8 protein-coding genes are annotated in these 16794 nt (G+C 48.0%); all 8 read right to left on the reverse strand.

Going from position 1 to position 16794, the window contains the following annotated elements; genetic code table 11:
• Positions 1-103: 103 nt before the first annotated feature.
• The 8 genes from ACOJUN_RS13060 to ACOJUN_RS13095 all read right to left on the reverse strand — a co-directional run bounded on the left by ACOJUN_RS13060 (position 104) and on the right by ACOJUN_RS13095 (position 16725).
• Entirely contained in the window at positions 104-1807 is a 1704-nt protein-coding gene (locus tag ACOJUN_RS13060) for a hypothetical protein (protein WP_422137030.1), read from the reverse strand.
• A 177-nt stretch (positions 1808-1984) separates the two neighbouring features.
• A complete protein-coding gene (locus ACOJUN_RS13065) occupies positions 1985-4213 on the reverse strand; it encodes a hypothetical protein (protein WP_422137031.1) in 2229 nt (742 codons plus the stop codon).
• 180 nt (positions 4214-4393) lie between these two features.
• The gene (locus ACOJUN_RS13070) at positions 4394-5821 is read right to left on the reverse strand and encodes a hypothetical protein (RefSeq protein WP_422137032.1); all 1428 of its coding nucleotides are present in this window, start codon (positions 5819-5821) and stop codon (positions 4394-4396) included.
• Between the two features lie 128 nt (positions 5822-5949).
• Complete coding sequence (locus ACOJUN_RS13075; RefSeq protein ID WP_422137033.1) at positions 5950-7857, reverse strand: hypothetical protein; 1908 nt, start codon at positions 7855-7857, stop codon at positions 5950-5952.
• Positions 7858-8041: 184 nt separating this feature from the next.
• Positions 8042-10366 carry a hypothetical protein gene (locus ACOJUN_RS13080; RefSeq protein WP_422132379.1) on the reverse strand — a complete coding sequence of 775 codons (2325 nt, stop codon included), beginning with the start codon at positions 10364-10366 and terminating at the stop codon, positions 8042-8044.
• A gap of 174 nt (positions 10367-10540) precedes the next feature.
• Entirely contained in the window at positions 10541-12037 is a 1497-nt protein-coding gene (locus ACOJUN_RS13085; RefSeq protein ID WP_422132380.1) for a hypothetical protein, read from the reverse strand.
• 502 nt (positions 12038-12539) lie between these two features.
• Positions 12540-14585 carry a hypothetical protein gene (locus tag ACOJUN_RS13090; RefSeq protein WP_422132381.1) on the reverse strand — a complete coding sequence of 682 codons (2046 nt, stop codon included), beginning with the start codon at positions 14583-14585 and terminating at the stop codon, positions 12540-12542.
• A 385-nt stretch (positions 14586-14970) separates the two neighbouring features.
• A complete protein-coding gene (locus tag ACOJUN_RS13095; RefSeq protein WP_422132382.1) occupies positions 14971-16725 on the reverse strand; it encodes a hypothetical protein in 1755 nt (584 codons plus the stop codon).
• Positions 16726-16794: the final 69 nt, after the last annotated feature.

Below are 16794 nucleotides of genomic sequence, written 5' to 3' on the forward strand. Positions count from 1 at the left end.
GCAATAACAGCGGTGTCGCAAAGAGTAAGTGTTTAACAATTCTATCCTTGTCTTTTGGTTTACAAAGAGGAAGGATAGATCAAAAAATAAGTGAATTTTTCTGTCAGAGACCTGAGTTATCGTCAGGCACTGGTTTGCGTTTTCGATGTGTTCTTTTTTGACTGTAAAGGACCTGGGTCGTCTTGTCGGCCATCGCGCATGGCCGCCGCTGACTATCCTTCCACACCACTGTTACGTCGCGGGTTTTTTGCCCATTGTGGTTTTTTCTTTTGTGATCCGACAGGGCTCTGGTACTTCTGCAGACTCTCCCGCATAGTCGCTGCTGTCGATTCTTTCCGATCACTATCCAGTCACAGGTTTTTTGCCTGGTGTGGTGTCTACTTCTATGATCCGCCAGGGCGCGAGCATTCGCCACTGTCAACCCACATTGCCGTTGTTTGCCATCCTCTGTGACCACGGTCAGGTTACAAGTTTTGCGACCGGTGTGGTATCTGCTTTTATGGCATGAAAGCGCCTGAATATTCTTGCAAATCTTCCCGCATAGTCGCTTCTGGCCATCCTCTGTGACAACGATCTTGTCGCAGGCCTGTTGCCCGGAGTGGTCTTTTCTTTTGTGATCCGACAGGGCTTTAGGATTCTTGCAGACCATCCCACATCTCTGCTGCTGACCATCCTTTCCGACTCTGGTCAGGTAACAGATTTTTTGTTCGCCGTGCTCTCTTCTTTTGTGTTCCTGCAAGGCTTTCGCATTCACGCAGAGCACCCCACATAGTTGCTTCTGACCCTCCTTCCTGACCAGGACCACTTCACAGCTTCGCTGCCTGGAAGGGTCTACTCTACAGGTTAACCTGGGACCTATTGTGGCTGGGTCAACTTTTTCTACGTCGATTTCGTCTGAGTCAACCTTTTCTACGTCGATTTCGTCTGAGTCGATCTTTTCTACGTCGATTTCGTCTGAGTCGGCCTCCTCTATATTGACCTCACCTGAATCAACCTCTTCTTTATAGTTGCAGCTTCTGGTTGGGTTGCTAACAATGCTATGCGCCTGAAATAGTTGGACAGATGTACATTGGAGTTGAATGTCAGAAAAAAACTCCATGCTCTCGAAAGGCAAACCTTGTCGGAAGTCTGTAGCGTTTAGAAAATCAAAATGACCTATACAACTAAAGCAGTATCCATTAGCCAAATGAGGGCATGAACTTTGTTCAGGTAACGCCCCTGTGTGGTCTGTCGAGCTTCCAACTGAACCCAGAGGCCACCCGGCGGATGCTCTGCTATCGAATGATGATCGGAATCGACAAACGCCATAACAGGGATAGATGAAACAATTTAAGCCCAAAGTATGTGAGTGCTTTTGCGGGCCTCCTTTACCGCCGCCAGAACCAAAATACAGAGGGCTAATGAAAGAGCCTGCAGGTTGTTTGTTAGCTTGTGATGCTTGATGGCCAGATGATTTTGATTGTTGGTATTGTGCTGGGTTTTGCCCGGAGCTAAACATCGCAGTGATAGTCGCAAGCGAGTAATCTCCCTGTGTCAGCATAGAGGTCGCCTCCATTTGTTCAATAGGGTTAAGCAGGGCTGAGTCCGGATTCCAATAGCTTTTTAAAAGCTGGCCGACATCAACAAAGGCTGCTATTGGTACCCATGAATAGGGCCTGGAGCTCAAAGGGAACGTTTTCACGCCATAACTGGTGGCTCTGTATGGTTTCTTATCAGGTGGAAAGTCTGTATTCTGTTCAAGCTCGATAATAAAATGTATTGTTAACGACTCAGCCCGGGAGATGAAAGGGAAGGACAGGAGCAACAACAACGCTGCTGAAAAGAGTGAGTGTTTAATAATTCTATCCTTGCATTCTGGTCTACAGAGAGGAAGGATAGATCAAAAATAAGTGTGCTTTTCTGTCAAAAAACTTCTTGTAAAAAACCTCTGCCATAAATCAGAGGTTGCGCTGGGTAAAACCTCATTGAAGTCGTCTAATGGTCGTTACTTTTTCTTCTTACTTTCAGTTGCACTGAGGTCACCGGTCTGGTTCACATTCACAGGCTTGCGTTTTCGATGTATGCCTTTGTGATACATTAGAGCTGCATTATTCTTGCAGGCCTTACCGCATGGCCGCTGCTGGCCGTCCTCCCGGACGACGGGTTCGTCACAGGTTCTTTGCCCACTATGGATCCGGAGTTTGTGAGATTTCAGGGATTGAAGATTCTTGAAAACTCCCCCGCATTGCCCCGTTTGGCCATCCCTCCCGACGACTGTTAAGTTACAGGTCTGTTGTCCGGTGTGGGCAATTCTTTTGTGATTCTGCAGGGCTCCGGGATTCCTGCAGACCTTCCCACATGGCCTCCGCTGACCATCCATGCTGACCAGGATCACACCACAGGTTTGTTGCCTGGCATGTTTGCTTCTTTTGTGATTCAACAGAGCTATAGCATTTTTGCAGACCTTCCCGCATTGTCGCTCCTGACGATCCTCCCCGACGACGGTCAAGACACAGGTCTGTTGCCCGCTGTGGCATAGGCTTCTGTGAGTGTAGAGGGATTTTGCATTCTCGCAGATCTTCCCGCATGGACGCCGCTGGCCACCCTCCTCAACCACTGTCGCGGCACAGGTTTGTTGCCCACTATGGATTTTGCTTTTGTGAGAGATCAGGCTTTCTTTGTTCTTGCAGACCGTTCCGCATGGTCGTGGCTGGCCATCCTCTCCGACCACGATCACGATACAGGTTTGTTGTCCGGTGTGGGCAATTCTTTTGTGAGTCCGCAGGGCTTCAGGATTCCTGCAGACTGTCCCACATGACTTCTCCTGGCCACCCTCCCCGACCACTGTCATGTCACAGGTTTTTTGCCCACCGTGGCATTTGCTTTTATGACTTGACAATGACCGGACATTCTTAAAAAGCCTCCCACATGGTTGTTGCTGGCCATCCTTTCCAACTGTGGTTACAGCACAGGTTTGTTGTCCGCTGTGGGCTGCTTTTTTGTGTTCTGTCATGGCTTTAGAACTCTCACTGACCATTCCGTAGCGCCAATGTTGATCATTATTCATGGTCCCTATTTCGTTGCAGGCTTCTTGTTTGACCAGGGCTGTGGCTGTCCTTACACCCATTGAGACCGGGGCGAGCCCGTCTAAGGCAGCCCCGTCCAGGGCGACCCCGTCAAAGGCGACCCCGTCAAAGGCGACCTCGTCTAAGGCGACCCCGTCTAAGGCGACCCCGTCTAAGGCGACCCCGTCTAAGGCGACCCCGTCAAAAGAGCTGCGATTATAGGGTCGGTTGCCATCAGTGTCGTGTGTCCGAATGAGTTGTCCAGAAGTATATTGCAGTTGAATGGCGGGGGGATTATTCAATGCTTCCAAAAGTGAGTTTTGCTGGTGATGTCCAGTGCTTTCAGTCTGAGAATGACTGAGGCAACCATAGGAAGGTCTATTGGCCAATTGTAGGTATGAGCTTTGTCCGTATGTCAATTCTGTGTCGTCTGTCCAACTGTTCAGGAAATCCAGCATTCCGCTTTCGGATGATGGTCGAAATTTGCAAATGCCATTACAGGGGTAGACGAAACAGTCTAAATCCAACGTATGTTGGTATTGCTGAGGGTCTCCGTTCCCTTCCTCAGAAGAGGAAAACAGTATGCTGGTGAAATGGCCTGGAGGGCACATGTGAGTGGCGGGGGTTTGCTGAACAGATGATTCTGATGGTTGTCCTTTTTGTTGGTCATGTTCACAGCCTGCCATCACAGTGGTGATCGAAAATGGTTGATACCGCTTTTTCAATATAACTGCCGATTGTCTTTCAATTGTGTTTAACAGCAGTGAATTGGGGGTCCAATAGCTTTTTAAAAGCCAGCCGATAGCGACAACCACGTCCACAGGCAGCCGTGTAAAAGGGGGGTAGCTTAGAGGAACGTCTCTGGTCGACAGGGTCAGTTCGTAAGCAATCAGCAGATTAGTGGCATGAAGCCACTGCCAGGAAATCAACTCATTGAGGGACATTTGAACTCCATAGCCATCTTCTCTTTGTCGTTTGTCTTCGGCTAGAGAGTCAGATCCTGCATAGTTGTTTGTGTCAGCAATGTCGGACGGGTTTCCCGGTAATCCAGGTTGGTCGCGCTTGATGGAAAAACTCAGATTTGGACAACTTGCATTCAGTTCAAGCGCGACAATAAAATGACCTTTCCAAAATTCAGCCTGACCAACGACAGAAAACGACAGTGTCATCAATATAGGTATTGCAAAGAGTGAGTGTTTAATAATTCCATCCTTGCATTCTGGTCTACAGAAAGGAAGGATAGATCAAGAAAATTAGCTTGCTTTTCTGTCAAAGAACTTTTTTTTAAAAAACGCTGTTAAAAATCAAAGGTTGCACGTGGTAAAACCACATTGAAGCCATACTGGTCGTTACTTTCTCTTCTTACCTTTCGGAGGACAGAGGTCATCCTCCTGTTCAAAGTTAACAGGCTCGCGTTTTCGATGTTTTCTTTTGTGATTCGCCAGGACTCCGGCATTTTTGCAGACCTTCCTGCATAGTCGCCGCTCGCCATCCTTCCCGACCACGGTCACATCACAGATTTGTTGCCCTCTGTGGATTCTGGATTTGTGAGATGACAGAGATTGAAGATTTTTGAGTACTACCCCGCATAGCCTCTGTTGGCCATTTTTCCCGACCACTGTTACGTTACAGGTTTGTTGACCAGTGTGAGCACCTCTTTTGTGAACCCTCAGGCTGGCAGGATTCGCGAAGACCTTCCCGCATGGCCGCTGTTGGCCATTTGTTGAGACCAGGGTCATATCACAGGTTTGTTGCCCGGCGTGGTCTCTTGTTTTGTGATCCGAAAGGGTTTTAGCATTCCTGCGGATCATCCCGCATTGCTGCAGCGGGTCATCCTGCTTGATCACCATCATGTTGCAGAATGCATTCCCGGCAGAGGCGTTTGTATGGGTTGCCACTGCACCCATTGATTTTATGGCGACTCCGTCTGAGGTAGCCCCGTCTAAGGCGACCCCGTCTGAGGCGACCCCATCCATTAAATTGCAACGATAGCAGTTTTTATTGGCAAAATGAGGGCATGGCCCTTGTCTGAGTGCTGATTCTATTTGGCAAATCAAACTCTCCACGGAATTCAGCGCTCCGCTGTCCGATGGAGGTCGGAATCTGCATAGACCATAACACGGATGAACGAAACAATTTAAATCCAACGTATGTTGGTGTTGTCGAGGACTTTCGTCACCGTCGCCATAATCAGAAGACAGATGACTGGAGAAATAACCTGAAGGGCGGGCAGGTGTTTCGGGAGCTTGCTGGTCAGATGATTCAGATGGTTGACCTTGCTGTTCATGTTTATAGCCAGGCATCGTAATGGTGATTGCAAGCGGGAGCTCATCCTGTTTCAACATAGATACCGCTTGCAGTTTAATTGGATTAAACAGCGGTGAACAGGGGGGGCAGTAGCTTTTTAAAAGCCAGCCGACAGCGACAACCACTTCTACAGGTAGCCGTTTTGAGCCTGGAGGAGCGTCTCTGGTAGTCAGGATCAGTTCGTAGGCAATCAGCAGCTTGGCAGCGTGGAGCCATTGCCAGAAGATCGACTCAATGAGGGTCGTTTTTACCTGATAATCGTCAGGTATGTGTCGTTTGTCATCAGGCGGCGAATCGGATTTTGCATAGTCGTTTGTGTCGGTGATGTCTGGCGGGTTTCCAGATAATGTGAGTTGATCGCGCTTGATAGAAAAACTCGGGTTTGGAAAACCTGAATTCTGTTCAAGCTCGATAATAAAATGTCCTGTCCATGGTTCAGCCTGACAGACGAAAGAAACCGGTAATACCATCAATAGTGTCAGAGCAAAGAGCGAGCGTTTAATAATTCTATCCCTGCATTTTGGTTTACAGAGAGGAAGGATAGCCCAAGAAAATAAGCTTGCACCCGGTAAACCTAATTGAAGCCATGTACTGGTCGTTACTTTTTCTTTTTACTTTCTGGATGACTGAGGTCATCGCCCTGGTCCACATCAACAGGCTTGCGTTTTCGATGTCTTCTTTTGTGATCCGACAGGGATCCTGCATTCTTGCAGACCTTCCTGCATGGGCGCTGCAGGCCATTCTTCCCGACGACGGTCATGTCACAGGTTTTTTCCTGAGTGTGGTATCTGTTTTTGTGAGATAAAAGAGATTGAAGATTTTTGAAATTTACCCCGCAGGGTCTTGCTTGGCCATCCTTTCCGATTAGTGTAGTGTCGCAGGTTTGTAGACCGGTGTGGGCTCTTCTTTTGTGAGCCTGCAGGGCTCCAAAATTCCTGCAGACCTTTGCACATGGTCGCTGTTGGCCATCTTCTGAGACCAGGGTTTTATCACAGGTTTGTTGTCCTGTATGGTCTCTTCTTTTGTGATTCGAGAGGGCTTTAGCATTCCTGCAGACCTTGCTGCATTGTTGCTCCCGCCCATCCTCCCCGACCACGGTCAGGCAACAGGTTTGCTGCTCGCTGTGGTAATTGTTTTTGTGAGTGTAGAGGGTTTGTGCATTCTTGAAGGTCTTCCCGCATCGCTGCTGTTGGCCATTCTTTCCGACTACTGTTTCGTCACAGGCTCTTTGCCCGCTGTGGTATTTGCTCTTGTGAGAGTAGAGGGTTTCTATATTCTTGAAAGTCTTCCCGCATGGCCGCTGCTGGCCATCCTCCCCGACCATGATCGCGACACAGGTTTGTTGCATGCTGTGGTCTCTTCTTTTGTGTTCTTTCAGGGTTTTAGAATTAATGCAGGCCTTCCCGCATGGCTGCAACTGGCCATTCTCACCGACCAGATTCACATCACAGGTTTTTTGCCCGCAGTGGTATCTGTTTTTATGACATGACAGGGCGTGAGCATTCTTACAGAGCTTCCCGCATGGTCGCTGCCTGCCATCCTCTCCGATCAGGGGCATGTCACAGTTTTTTTTCCCGGTATGGTATCCGCTTTTGTGAGACATGAGGGCTTTGGCATTCTTAACGGCCGTCCCGCATTGCCTTAGCTGGCCATCCTGCCTGACCATAATCACATTGCAGACTACTTTCCCGGCAGAGGCGGTTGTATCGGCAAAATGCGGGCATGAGTCTTGTCTGGGTGTTGCCTCTGTGTGCCCAGTCGAACTCTTTAAGGAGTTCAGAGTTCCGTTGTTGGACGAATCGGACAATGGTCGGAATCTGCATAGGCCATGACAGGGATGGATGAAACAATTCGAATCCAACGTATGTTGGTGTTGTTGAGGGCCCTGGTTACCATCGCCAAAGTTGGAAAACAAAAGACTGGTCAGATGGACTAAAGGATGAGTATATGTTTGGGGGGCTTGCTGGTCAGATGATCCTGATGGTTGACCTTGTTGTTGGTTACGTCCATAGCCAGGCATCATGGTGATGATCGCCAAACATTGATCCTCCTGTGTCAATATAGATAACACTTGTCGTGCAAAAGGATAAAACGGCGATGAATCCGGTTTCCAATAGCTTTTTAAAAGCCAGCCGCCAGCGACAATCACTTCTACAGGTAGCCATGAGTAACAAATGAAGCTTGAAGGAGCATATCTGGTGCTCAGGGTCAGCCCATAAGCAACCATCAGGTGAGTGGCGTAAAGCCATTGCCACGAAATGAACTTGATGAAGGTCGTTTTTTCTCTGCAAATGTAAGTTTGCTGTCGTTTGATATCAGAAAGCGAATCGGATTCCGTATAGTCTTTTTTTTCGGCGATGTCTGATGGGTTGACCGGTAATCTGTGTTGGTCAGAAAAGCTGCGGTTTGGAAAACCTGAATTTAGTTCAAACTCGATAATAAATCGTCCTGTCCATGGATCAGCCTGACAGACAACAAAAAACGACAGTGATATCAAAAGAGTCATTGCAAACAGTGAGCATTTAATAATTCTATCCTTGCATTCTGGTCTTCAGAGAGGAAGGATAGATCAAGAAAATGAGCGTGCTTTTCTGTCAAAGAATTTCCTTTAAAGACCCACTGTTAAATAAACTTTGTTAAAAACCAAAGGTTGTAACGGGTGAAACTTCATTGAAACGCTTTACTGGTCGTTACTTTTTCTCTTTACCTGATGGATGATCGGGGTCATTGTCCTGGTCCATATCAACAGGCTTGCGTTTTCGATGTTTTATTTTGTGATTCGACAGGACGCCAGCATTCTTGCAGATCTTCCCGCATGGTCCCGGCCGACCATCCTTGCCGACGACGGTCACGTCACAGGTTTGATGCCCGCTGTGGATTCTCGATTTGTGAGATGACAAAGAATTGAAATTCTTGAAGATGATCCCACATAGCCTTGGTTGGCCATTTTTCCCGACTACTTTTGCATCACAGCTTTGTTGCCCGGTGTGGGCAATTCTTTTGTGAACCGCAAGGGCATGAGGATTCTTGCAGACTATCCCGCATGGCCGCTGTTGGCCATCTTCTGAGACCGCCGTCAAGCCACAGGCTTGCTGCCCGCCATGGTAATTGCTTTTGTGAATGTAGAAGGCCTTTACATTCTTGCAGGTCTTCCCGCATGATCGCTGTTGGCCGTCTTTCCCGGTCACTATTGCGTGACAGATTTGTTGCCCGGTGTGGTCTCTTTTTTTGTGATTCGCCAGAGCATTTGCATTTTTTAAGACCACCCCGCATGGCTGTGACTGGCCGTCTTCCCTGACCAGGGTCAGGCCGCAAGTTTGTTGCCCACTGTGGACTCTATTTTTGTGATCCAACAGGCTTCCAGTATTTTTGCAGATCTTCCCACATGGCTGTTTCTGCCCCTTCTTACTGATTACAGTCAAGTTACAAATTCTTTGCTCGGTGTGGTATCTGTGCTTGTGAGATGACAGCGATTTAGCATTCTTGAAGACTGATCCACAAGGCCTCTGCTTGCCATCCTCCCCGACCACGTTCACGTTGCAGGTTTTTTGCCCGGTGTTGATTTTGCTTTTGTTATCGGCCCCTTCTACGCCTGTCCAGGAAAGATGAGGTTGGCTCTGAACCGAATGAGATGATTCAGTGGTGTTTTGTTGTGTTTCTGAAGCTCCTTTCAGGGGGGAGAACTTGATAAATGTAGGGGGTAAAATGTTTTCTTCGAGAAAACGATCTGGTCCAAATGGACTGTCAATGACCGAAAATTCATTAGTGATGGAAGACCAATTTCCGGATATTGACATTTCATGGTTGAGTGACCCGGCGGGGAATGTGCTAAAAGCAGCCACAGTACCCATTGAGTCTATGGATACCTCGTCGAAGGAGGCTCCTTCCAGGGCGGCTTCGTCTGAGGTGAACTCGTCTAAGACGACCCCGTCTGAGGCGACCCCGTCTGAGGCGACCCCGTCTGAGGCGACCCCGTCTGAGGCGACCCCGTCTAAAGAGTTAATGCTATTGGCCAGATGACCATTAATATCATGCGGCTGTGGCTCAAATAATTGGTCACTATAAAATGGCGGGTAAATGTCAGAAAAATCATTCCATAGTTTGAACAGTGATTTTTGTTCGGAATGTGTAGCTTTTACAGAATCAGAATGGCCTATGCAACTGAGGTAGTGTCTATTCTCCAAATGAGTAAACAGTCTTTGTCCGGGTATTGCTTCTGGTTCAGCGGCTTGTTTTTCTGTCATTGCATCCGAAGTCTTTATCGGGGCAGAGGTCTCCCCAAAGTGTAATTCAGCTCGCTCCTTGCTATCGGTTGATTGTTGGAGTTTACATACGCCACGACAGGGATGAACAAAACAATTTAAACCCAAGCTATGCAGGTTTTGTTCCGGACTTTTGTTACCGTCGCCAGAGTTAGAGTACTGGAGACTGTTTAAATCGCCTGTAGACTGGTGGCTGGCTTGCGAAGCTGGCTGTTCCGATGATTCTGATAGCTGATATTGTTGTTGATTATCTCTGGAGCCAAACGTCATAGTGATGGCTGAAAACGGTTGGTACCTCTGTGTCAACATACATGTCGCCTCCTGTTGTTCAAACGGGTTAAGCAGCGGTGAGTCCCGGTTCCAATAGCTTTTTAGAAGCCAATCGATAGCGACAACCACTTCTGCAGGTAGCCATGAATAAGAGATGGAGTCTGAAGGTGTGTTTTTGTTAGTCAGGATCAGCTGATAACCGACCAGAAGATGACTGGCGTGAAGACATTGCCATGAAATCGACTCAATGATGGCCTTTTTTACTCCATAATCACCAGGTCTTTGTCGTTTTTCATCAGGCAGAGAATCTGATTCTGTAAAGCCATTTGTGTGGGCAATGTCTGAGGGACTTCCCGGCAATGTTTGACGGTCAAGCTTTATAGAAAAGTTCCGTAGTGGAGAACCTTTATTTTGTTCAAACCTGATAATAAACGGTTCTGTCCATGGATCAGCCTGACAGACAACAAAACACGAGAGTATCATCAACAGAGGTATTGCAAAAAGTGAGTGTTTAATAATTCCATCCCTGCATTCTGGTCTACAGAGTGGAAGGATAGATCAAGAAAATAGGTGTGCTTTTTTGTCAGGGAACTACCGTAAAAAAACCTGGACCAAAGATGGCACCGGGTAAAACCTTATGAAATGGCGGGTAGCAGATCAATCGTCCTGATCTACATCAACAGGTTTGCGTTTTCGATGTTCTCTTTTATGGTTCGATAGAGCGCTGGTACTCCAGCAGACTTTTCCGCATGGCTGCTTCACTCCATTCAACCCGACCACGGTAAAGTCACAGATTTTTTGTCCGGTGTGGTCTCTTCTCTTGTGATCCTTCAGTGCTTGAGCATTCTTGCAGACTTTTCCGCATTGTCGTTGCTGACCATTCTCTCCGAGCAGAGTCAGCTCACAGTTTTGTTGTCCGGTGTGATCTCTTCTCTTGTGATCCATCAGGACTTGAGTATTCTTGCAGATCTTCCCGCATTGTCGTTGCTGACCATCCTCTCCGACTAATAACACGACACAGGTTTTTTGCCCGCTGTGCACTCTGCTTTTGTGAACCGTCAGGGCTCGGGCATTCTTGCATACCGCCCTGCATGGCCGCTGCTGACCATCCTCCTCAACCAGGGGCACGTAACAGGTCTGTTGCCCGGTGTGGTGTCTTATTTTGTGATCCGACAGGGTTTTAACATTTTTACAGGCTATACCACATGGCTGTTGCTGACCATCCTCCCCGACCACGGTTACCTCACAGGTTTTTTGCCCGGTGTGAACCCTTCTTTTGTGGTCCGTCATAGCGCGAGCATTCTTGCAGGCTTTCCCGCATGGCCGCTGCTGACCATCCTCACCGACCACTGTCAAGATACAGGTTTGTTGCTCTGTGTGGCTTCTTTTTTTGTGATCATACAGGGCTTGAGCATTGTTGAAGGCCTTCCCGCATGGATGCGGCTGACCGTCATCTCCGACCAATGTCATGACACAGATTCGTTGCCCGCAGGGGTCTCTTCTTTTGTGATTCGACAGGGTTTGTTGGCAATGTCTAGTTTCTTCGGAGGGAAGACAATCCGAAGGTGAAATTCCTGTCAATCCAAGCGTTGTTTTTGAGGTTCTTTGGTTTGATGTCGTGAATATAGCTACTGCTGTTGGGGGTGACTGGGAAAGATGAGGTGTGCTCTGATCCCATTGGGATGATTCTGTTGTTGTCTGGTTTGTTTCTGAAGTCTCCATCGGAGGGAAAGAGCGGGTAAGCATACAGGAAATCCCGGTCGCTCCGGGAAGGCTCCGACTTTGCAGTTTGAGTAGCCCGTTGATTATAACCACGTCATCAACGTTGACAAACATTTGCCCGGGCCTAGTCACATCATCATTGAGTGATCCTGTTTGGTCTGTCGAACTGCCTTCAGAGTTCAGCGGCCATTCGGCGGGCTCGCTGCTAAAGGATGATGACAGGAATATGCAAACACCATGACATGGATAGGCGAAACAATTTAAACCCAAAGTATGTTGATGATGTTGAGAGCCTCCGTTACTGCCACCAGAGCCATAATACAGAGGGCTAATGAAAGAGCCTGTAGGGTGATTAATTGCTTGTTGGGCTGGCTGGCCAGATGATTTTGATGGCGGGTATCGTTGTTGGTTATGTCCAGGGCCAGGCATCATAAGGGTGATCACAAACGGGGGATTTTGACTCATCTTTTTTTGTTCAATGAGGTTAAACAGTCGTAAATCGGAGTTCCAATAGCTTTTTAAAAGCCAGCAGACAGCAACAACCATTTTTACAGGTAGCCATGAATAAGGGGTTGAGCGAAGAGAAGCGTCGTTGGTGGTCAGGATCAGACCATAAGCAATCGGCAGGTCACTGGCGTAAAGCCATTGCCAGGAAGCCGACTCAATGATCGTGGCTTTTGCCTGATAACCCGCTCCGTAGCGTTCGTAATCAGGCGGCTGATCCGGTTCTGTAAAACGTCCTGTCCATGGTCTTGCCTGACAAACGACAGACAGCGACAGTAGCAGAAAAAGCGATGCCGAAAAGAGTGAGTGTTTAATAATTCTATCCCTGCGTTCAGGTCTACAGATAGGAAGGATAGATCAAGAAAATAAGCACGTTTTTCCGTCAAAGGCCTCCTCTTGAAAAGCTTCTGACAGGACTGGAGTCAGATCGTTACTTGTTCACTTTAGTTTCTTGACGACTCAAGTCATTGTCCGGTTTAACATCAACAGGCTTGCGTTTTCTATGTGCTCTTTTGTGTTCATTCAGCGCACCAGCATTCTTGCAGGCTTTTCCGCATGGTTGCAGCTGTCCATCCTCTGCGACTATTTTCACTTCACAGGTTTTTTTCCCGCTGTGGGTTCTGAGTTTATGGATCGACAAGGCTTGAGCATTGTTGCAGATCTTCCCGCATGGCTGCGGCTGACCATCCTTCCCGACCACGGGTAAGTCACAGGTTTTCGGCCCGCTGTGGGCGAATCTTTTGTGATCATAATAGCTTTTGGCGTTTTTGCAGATGACCCCGCAGGGTTTTGGCGAACCATCTTCACGGATCACTGTCATGACACAGGTTTTTTGCTTGCTGTGGTCTTTTATTTTGTGATCTGTCAGCCCTCGAGCGCTCATTAAGACCCTTCCACATGGCCGCAACTGGCCATCCTCCCCGGTGACTGTCACGTAACAGGTTTTTTGCCCGGAGTGGTCTCTGCTTTTGTGAGATGACAGGGCTTTAGTATTCTTGCTGACTTTCCCGCATGGCCTTGGCTGGCCGTCTTCCCCGATGACTGTCACACCACAGGTTTGTTGTCCGCTGTGGTCTTTTCTTTTGTGTTTCGACAGGGCTTGATTATCTTTGCAGACCTTCCCGCATGGCCAATGTTGGCCATCCTCCCCGATCACGTTTACTTTGCAGGTTGATTGTCTGGTACGGTTGTTGCCTTTTTGATCCAACAGGCTTGTTAATGTTGCTGTCTGGTAAAGATGAGGTTGGCGCTGATCCAAAAGGGATGATTCAGTGGTTGTCTGCTGTGTTTCTGAATGGCCCATTGTAAGGAAAACCTCGTGCTGTTCGAGAAGGCACTGTGCAGAGGGTGAACCATTGATGACTAAAAAATCATTATCCGTGGAAGGCAAATTCCCGGATATTTGCACGTCATCGTTCAGTGACACACTGGCGTCAGTTGTATAGTTAACCCCGTCTGAGGCAGCCCACTCTGAGAGACTGAAGCTATTGAATAGTTTGTCATCCATGTTCTGAGTCTGTAGCTGAGATGATTGCCCGTAGCCCAGGATTTCAGTGTCAAAGAGATTATTCAATGTTTCGAAAATCGGCTCAACTTGAGAATCTGTAGCGCTCACAGAATTAAAATGACCTATGCAACTATGGCAGTGTCTATTCAACAAATCAGATAAAAAGCTTTGTTGGAGCATATCTCCTGTGTGGCCAATTGAAATCTCCGTAAAATTCAGCGGCGATTCAGCGAACTCTGTGCTGTCGAATGAGGGTCGGTGCTGACAAACGCCATGACAGAAATTGAAGTAACAATTTAAATCTAAAGTATGTTGATGTTGTTCGGGGTCTTCGTCACCGCCACCAGAGCCAGAGTAAAGAGTGCCACTGATAGAGCCTGCAGAGTGGGTAGATATCAGTGGGGCTTGCTGGCCATAGGATTCTGATGATTGATATTGTTGGTGCTGCTGTTGCTGCTGTTGGTTATCCCCGGAGCTGAACGTAATTGTGATGGCAGTATACGGGGGATTCCCCCGTGTCAACATAGACGTTGACTGCCGTGCGATCGGGTTAAACAGCGGTAAATCCGGGTTCCAATAGCTTTGTAAAAGCCAACCGACACTGACAACGGCTTCTACAGGTAACCATGAACAGGGGGGGGCGATTAGAGGGGCATCTCTGCTGCCCAGGGTCAGTTCGTAAGCGACCAGCAGATTCGTGGCGTAAAGAAACTGCCAGGAAATCGACACAAAGAGGGCCGTGTTTATCCTGTAAACGTCAGGTCTGTATCGTTTGTTATCCGGTGGTGAACCTGATTCGGCATAGTCGTGTGTTTGGTCACTGTCTGACAAGTTGACCGATAATGTGTGTCGATCTGGTGTCATGGAAAAGTCGTAACTTGGAGAGCCTGAGCTTTGTTGAAACTCCACAATATAAGGTTCTGACAATGGTCCGGTCTGGCCAGTGTCAGGCAATGAAAGTGGCAGCAACAGAAGTAACGTAAAGAGTGAGTGTTCAATAATTTTATCCCTGCTTTCTGGCTTACAGAGAGGAAGGATAGATCAAGAAAATAAGGGTGTTTTTCTGTTAAAGGCCTTTTGTTAAAAATCAAAGTTTGACCAGGTAAACGTCATAAAGCGGCTCTGTCGTTACTTATTCATTTTACTTTCTCGAAGTCTGAGGCGTTTCCCCTTGTCTGCATCAACAGGCTCCTAGGAGGCCGACCGAGAATAGACTGCCCTACTGCGGCGGCAGCAAATTGGTCTAAAAATCCGCTTTTGTTCGTCAAATAGCTCGCTATTCTCCTCACAAAACCGAATTTTCATCCTCAATTTTCTGCCGTCCTCGCTACGGGCGCTATTCTCGGTCGGCCTCCTAGTACTTTCGATGTATTCTTTTGTGATTCGTCAGGGCTTCAGCATTCTTGCAGGTCTTTCCGCATGGTTGCAGCTGGCCATCCTCTGTGATCACTGTTTCGTCACAGATTTGCTGTCCGGTATGATCCCTTCTTTTGTGTTCTGAGAGGGCTTGAGCACTCTTGCAGATTTTCCCGCATAGGTGCAGCTGGCCATTTTCCCTGATCACGGTTACCTGACAGATTTTCTGCCCGGTGTGGTCTCTTCTTTTGTGATCCGTCAGGCTTCTTTGACTCTTGCAGACTCTTCCGCATGGCTGCCGCTGGCCGTCCTTCCCGACCGTGGTCGCGTCACAGGTTTTTTGCCCGGAGTGATCTCTTCTTTTGTGATCCAAAAGGACTCTAATAGTCTTAAAGGCCTTGCCGCATGGCTGCTGCTGATCTTCCTTTCCGACCACTGTCACATCACAAATTTGTTGCCTTTCGCGCTCTCTGTTTTTGTGATCCCTCAGGATTCTGACATTCTTGAAGGTCTTCTTGCGTGGACGCAGCTGGCCATTCTCCCCGATCATGGTCATTTCAAAGTTTTTTTGCCTTCCATGGGTTTTGTATTTGTGAGTCGCCAGAATTGCAGCATTCTTGCAGACTTTCCTGCATGGACCCGGCTGGCCATTCTCACCGACCACGGTCGCATCACAGATTTTTTGCCCACTGTGGATTTTACTTTTGTGAGACCAGAGAGATGGGGCATTTTTGCAGAGTTTCCCGCACGGCTGTGGTCGGCCATCCTTTCCGACCACAGTCACCTCACAGGTTATTTCACCGGAGAGGGCTCTTTTTTTATGATACGTCAGGGATTGAACTTTGTTGTAAACTCTTCCGTTAGGTCTCAGTTGGTCAACCACCCCAGCCAGTGCCAGGTTGCAGGTTGGTCGCCCGGCAGGATCGTTTGCACAGGCTGCCTCAGCGCTTATTGAGTCTATGGTCAATCCTCCCAGAGGGCTGCCATCAATATCATATGGCTGAAATAGTTCATCAGAATCGCACAGGAGCTGAATATCATCAGGGAAATTATTCAATATTTCTGTAAGCTGGTTTTGTTCGCGAAGTATAGCTTCTGAAGAATCAGACTCAATCATGCAATGAAAACAGTATCCTTGAGTCAAATGTGGGCATAAGCCTTGTTCGGGTGATGCTTCTGTTTGAGAGATTTGCATTCCTGTTATTGTCTCTGGAATCTGTATTGGCATGAAGGGCCGCTCACAGTGTAACTCAGCGGTCCCGGTATTATCGGGTGACAGTCGGAATTGACAAATTCCATTACAGGGATAAACAAAACAATTTAAACCTAAAGTGTGCAAATGTTGTTGAGGGCCTTCACCACCGCCGCCAGAGCCAGGTTGCAGAGGGCTAATGACAGAGCCTTCAGAGTGCCTGGTGGCTTCCGGGGCGTGCTGCTCCGATGATTTTGATGGCTGGTAGGGTTGTTGGTGATGCTCGGAGCCAAAAAACATTTTCATGATCGCAAACGGTTGACTCCTCTGTGCCAACATAGATGTCACCTGTTGTTCAATCGGATTAAACAGCGGTGAATCGGGGTTCCAACTGCTTTTCAAAAGCCAATTGACAATCACAATGGCGTCCAGAGATAGCCACAAATGAGACATGGTGCATGCGGGAGAGTACTTGGAGATCAGGATCAGTTGGTATGCAATCAGCAGATTCGTGGCATAGCGCAATTGCCACGAAATCGACTCAATAATGGTTGTTTTCACCTCGTAATCATACGTTCTCTGTGACGGGTTCCCCGACGATGTATTCAGGTCTCGCCTCATAGAAAAGTT

Origin of the sequence: Endozoicomonas sp. ALD040 (assembly GCF_049275945.1) — a bacterium.
Lineage (GTDB): Bacteria > Pseudomonadota > Gammaproteobacteria > Pseudomonadales > Endozoicomonadaceae > Endozoicomonas_A.

What these genes read in the sequence shown, in the direction of transcription:
- ACOJUN_RS13065 (WP_422137031.1), bottom strand. Translation starts at nt 4,213, where the DNA reads ATGACACTGTCGTTTTCTGTCGTTGGTCAGGCTGAATTTTGGAAAGGT.
- ACOJUN_RS13070 (WP_422137032.1), bottom strand. Translation starts at nt 5,821, where the DNA reads ATGGTATTACCGGTTTCTTTCGTCTGTCAGGCTGAACCATGGACAGGA.
- ACOJUN_RS13075 (WP_422137033.1), bottom strand. Translation starts at nt 7,857, where the DNA reads ATGACTCTTTTGATATCACTGTCGTTTTTTGTTGTCTGTCAGGCTGAT.
- ACOJUN_RS13080 (WP_422132379.1), bottom strand. Translation starts at nt 10,366, where the DNA reads ATGATACTCTCGTGTTTTGTTGTCTGTCAGGCTGATCCATGGACAGAA.
- ACOJUN_RS13085 (WP_422132380.1), bottom strand. Translation starts at nt 12,037, where the DNA reads ATGATGCCTGGCCCTGGACATAACCAACAACGATACCCGCCATCAAAA.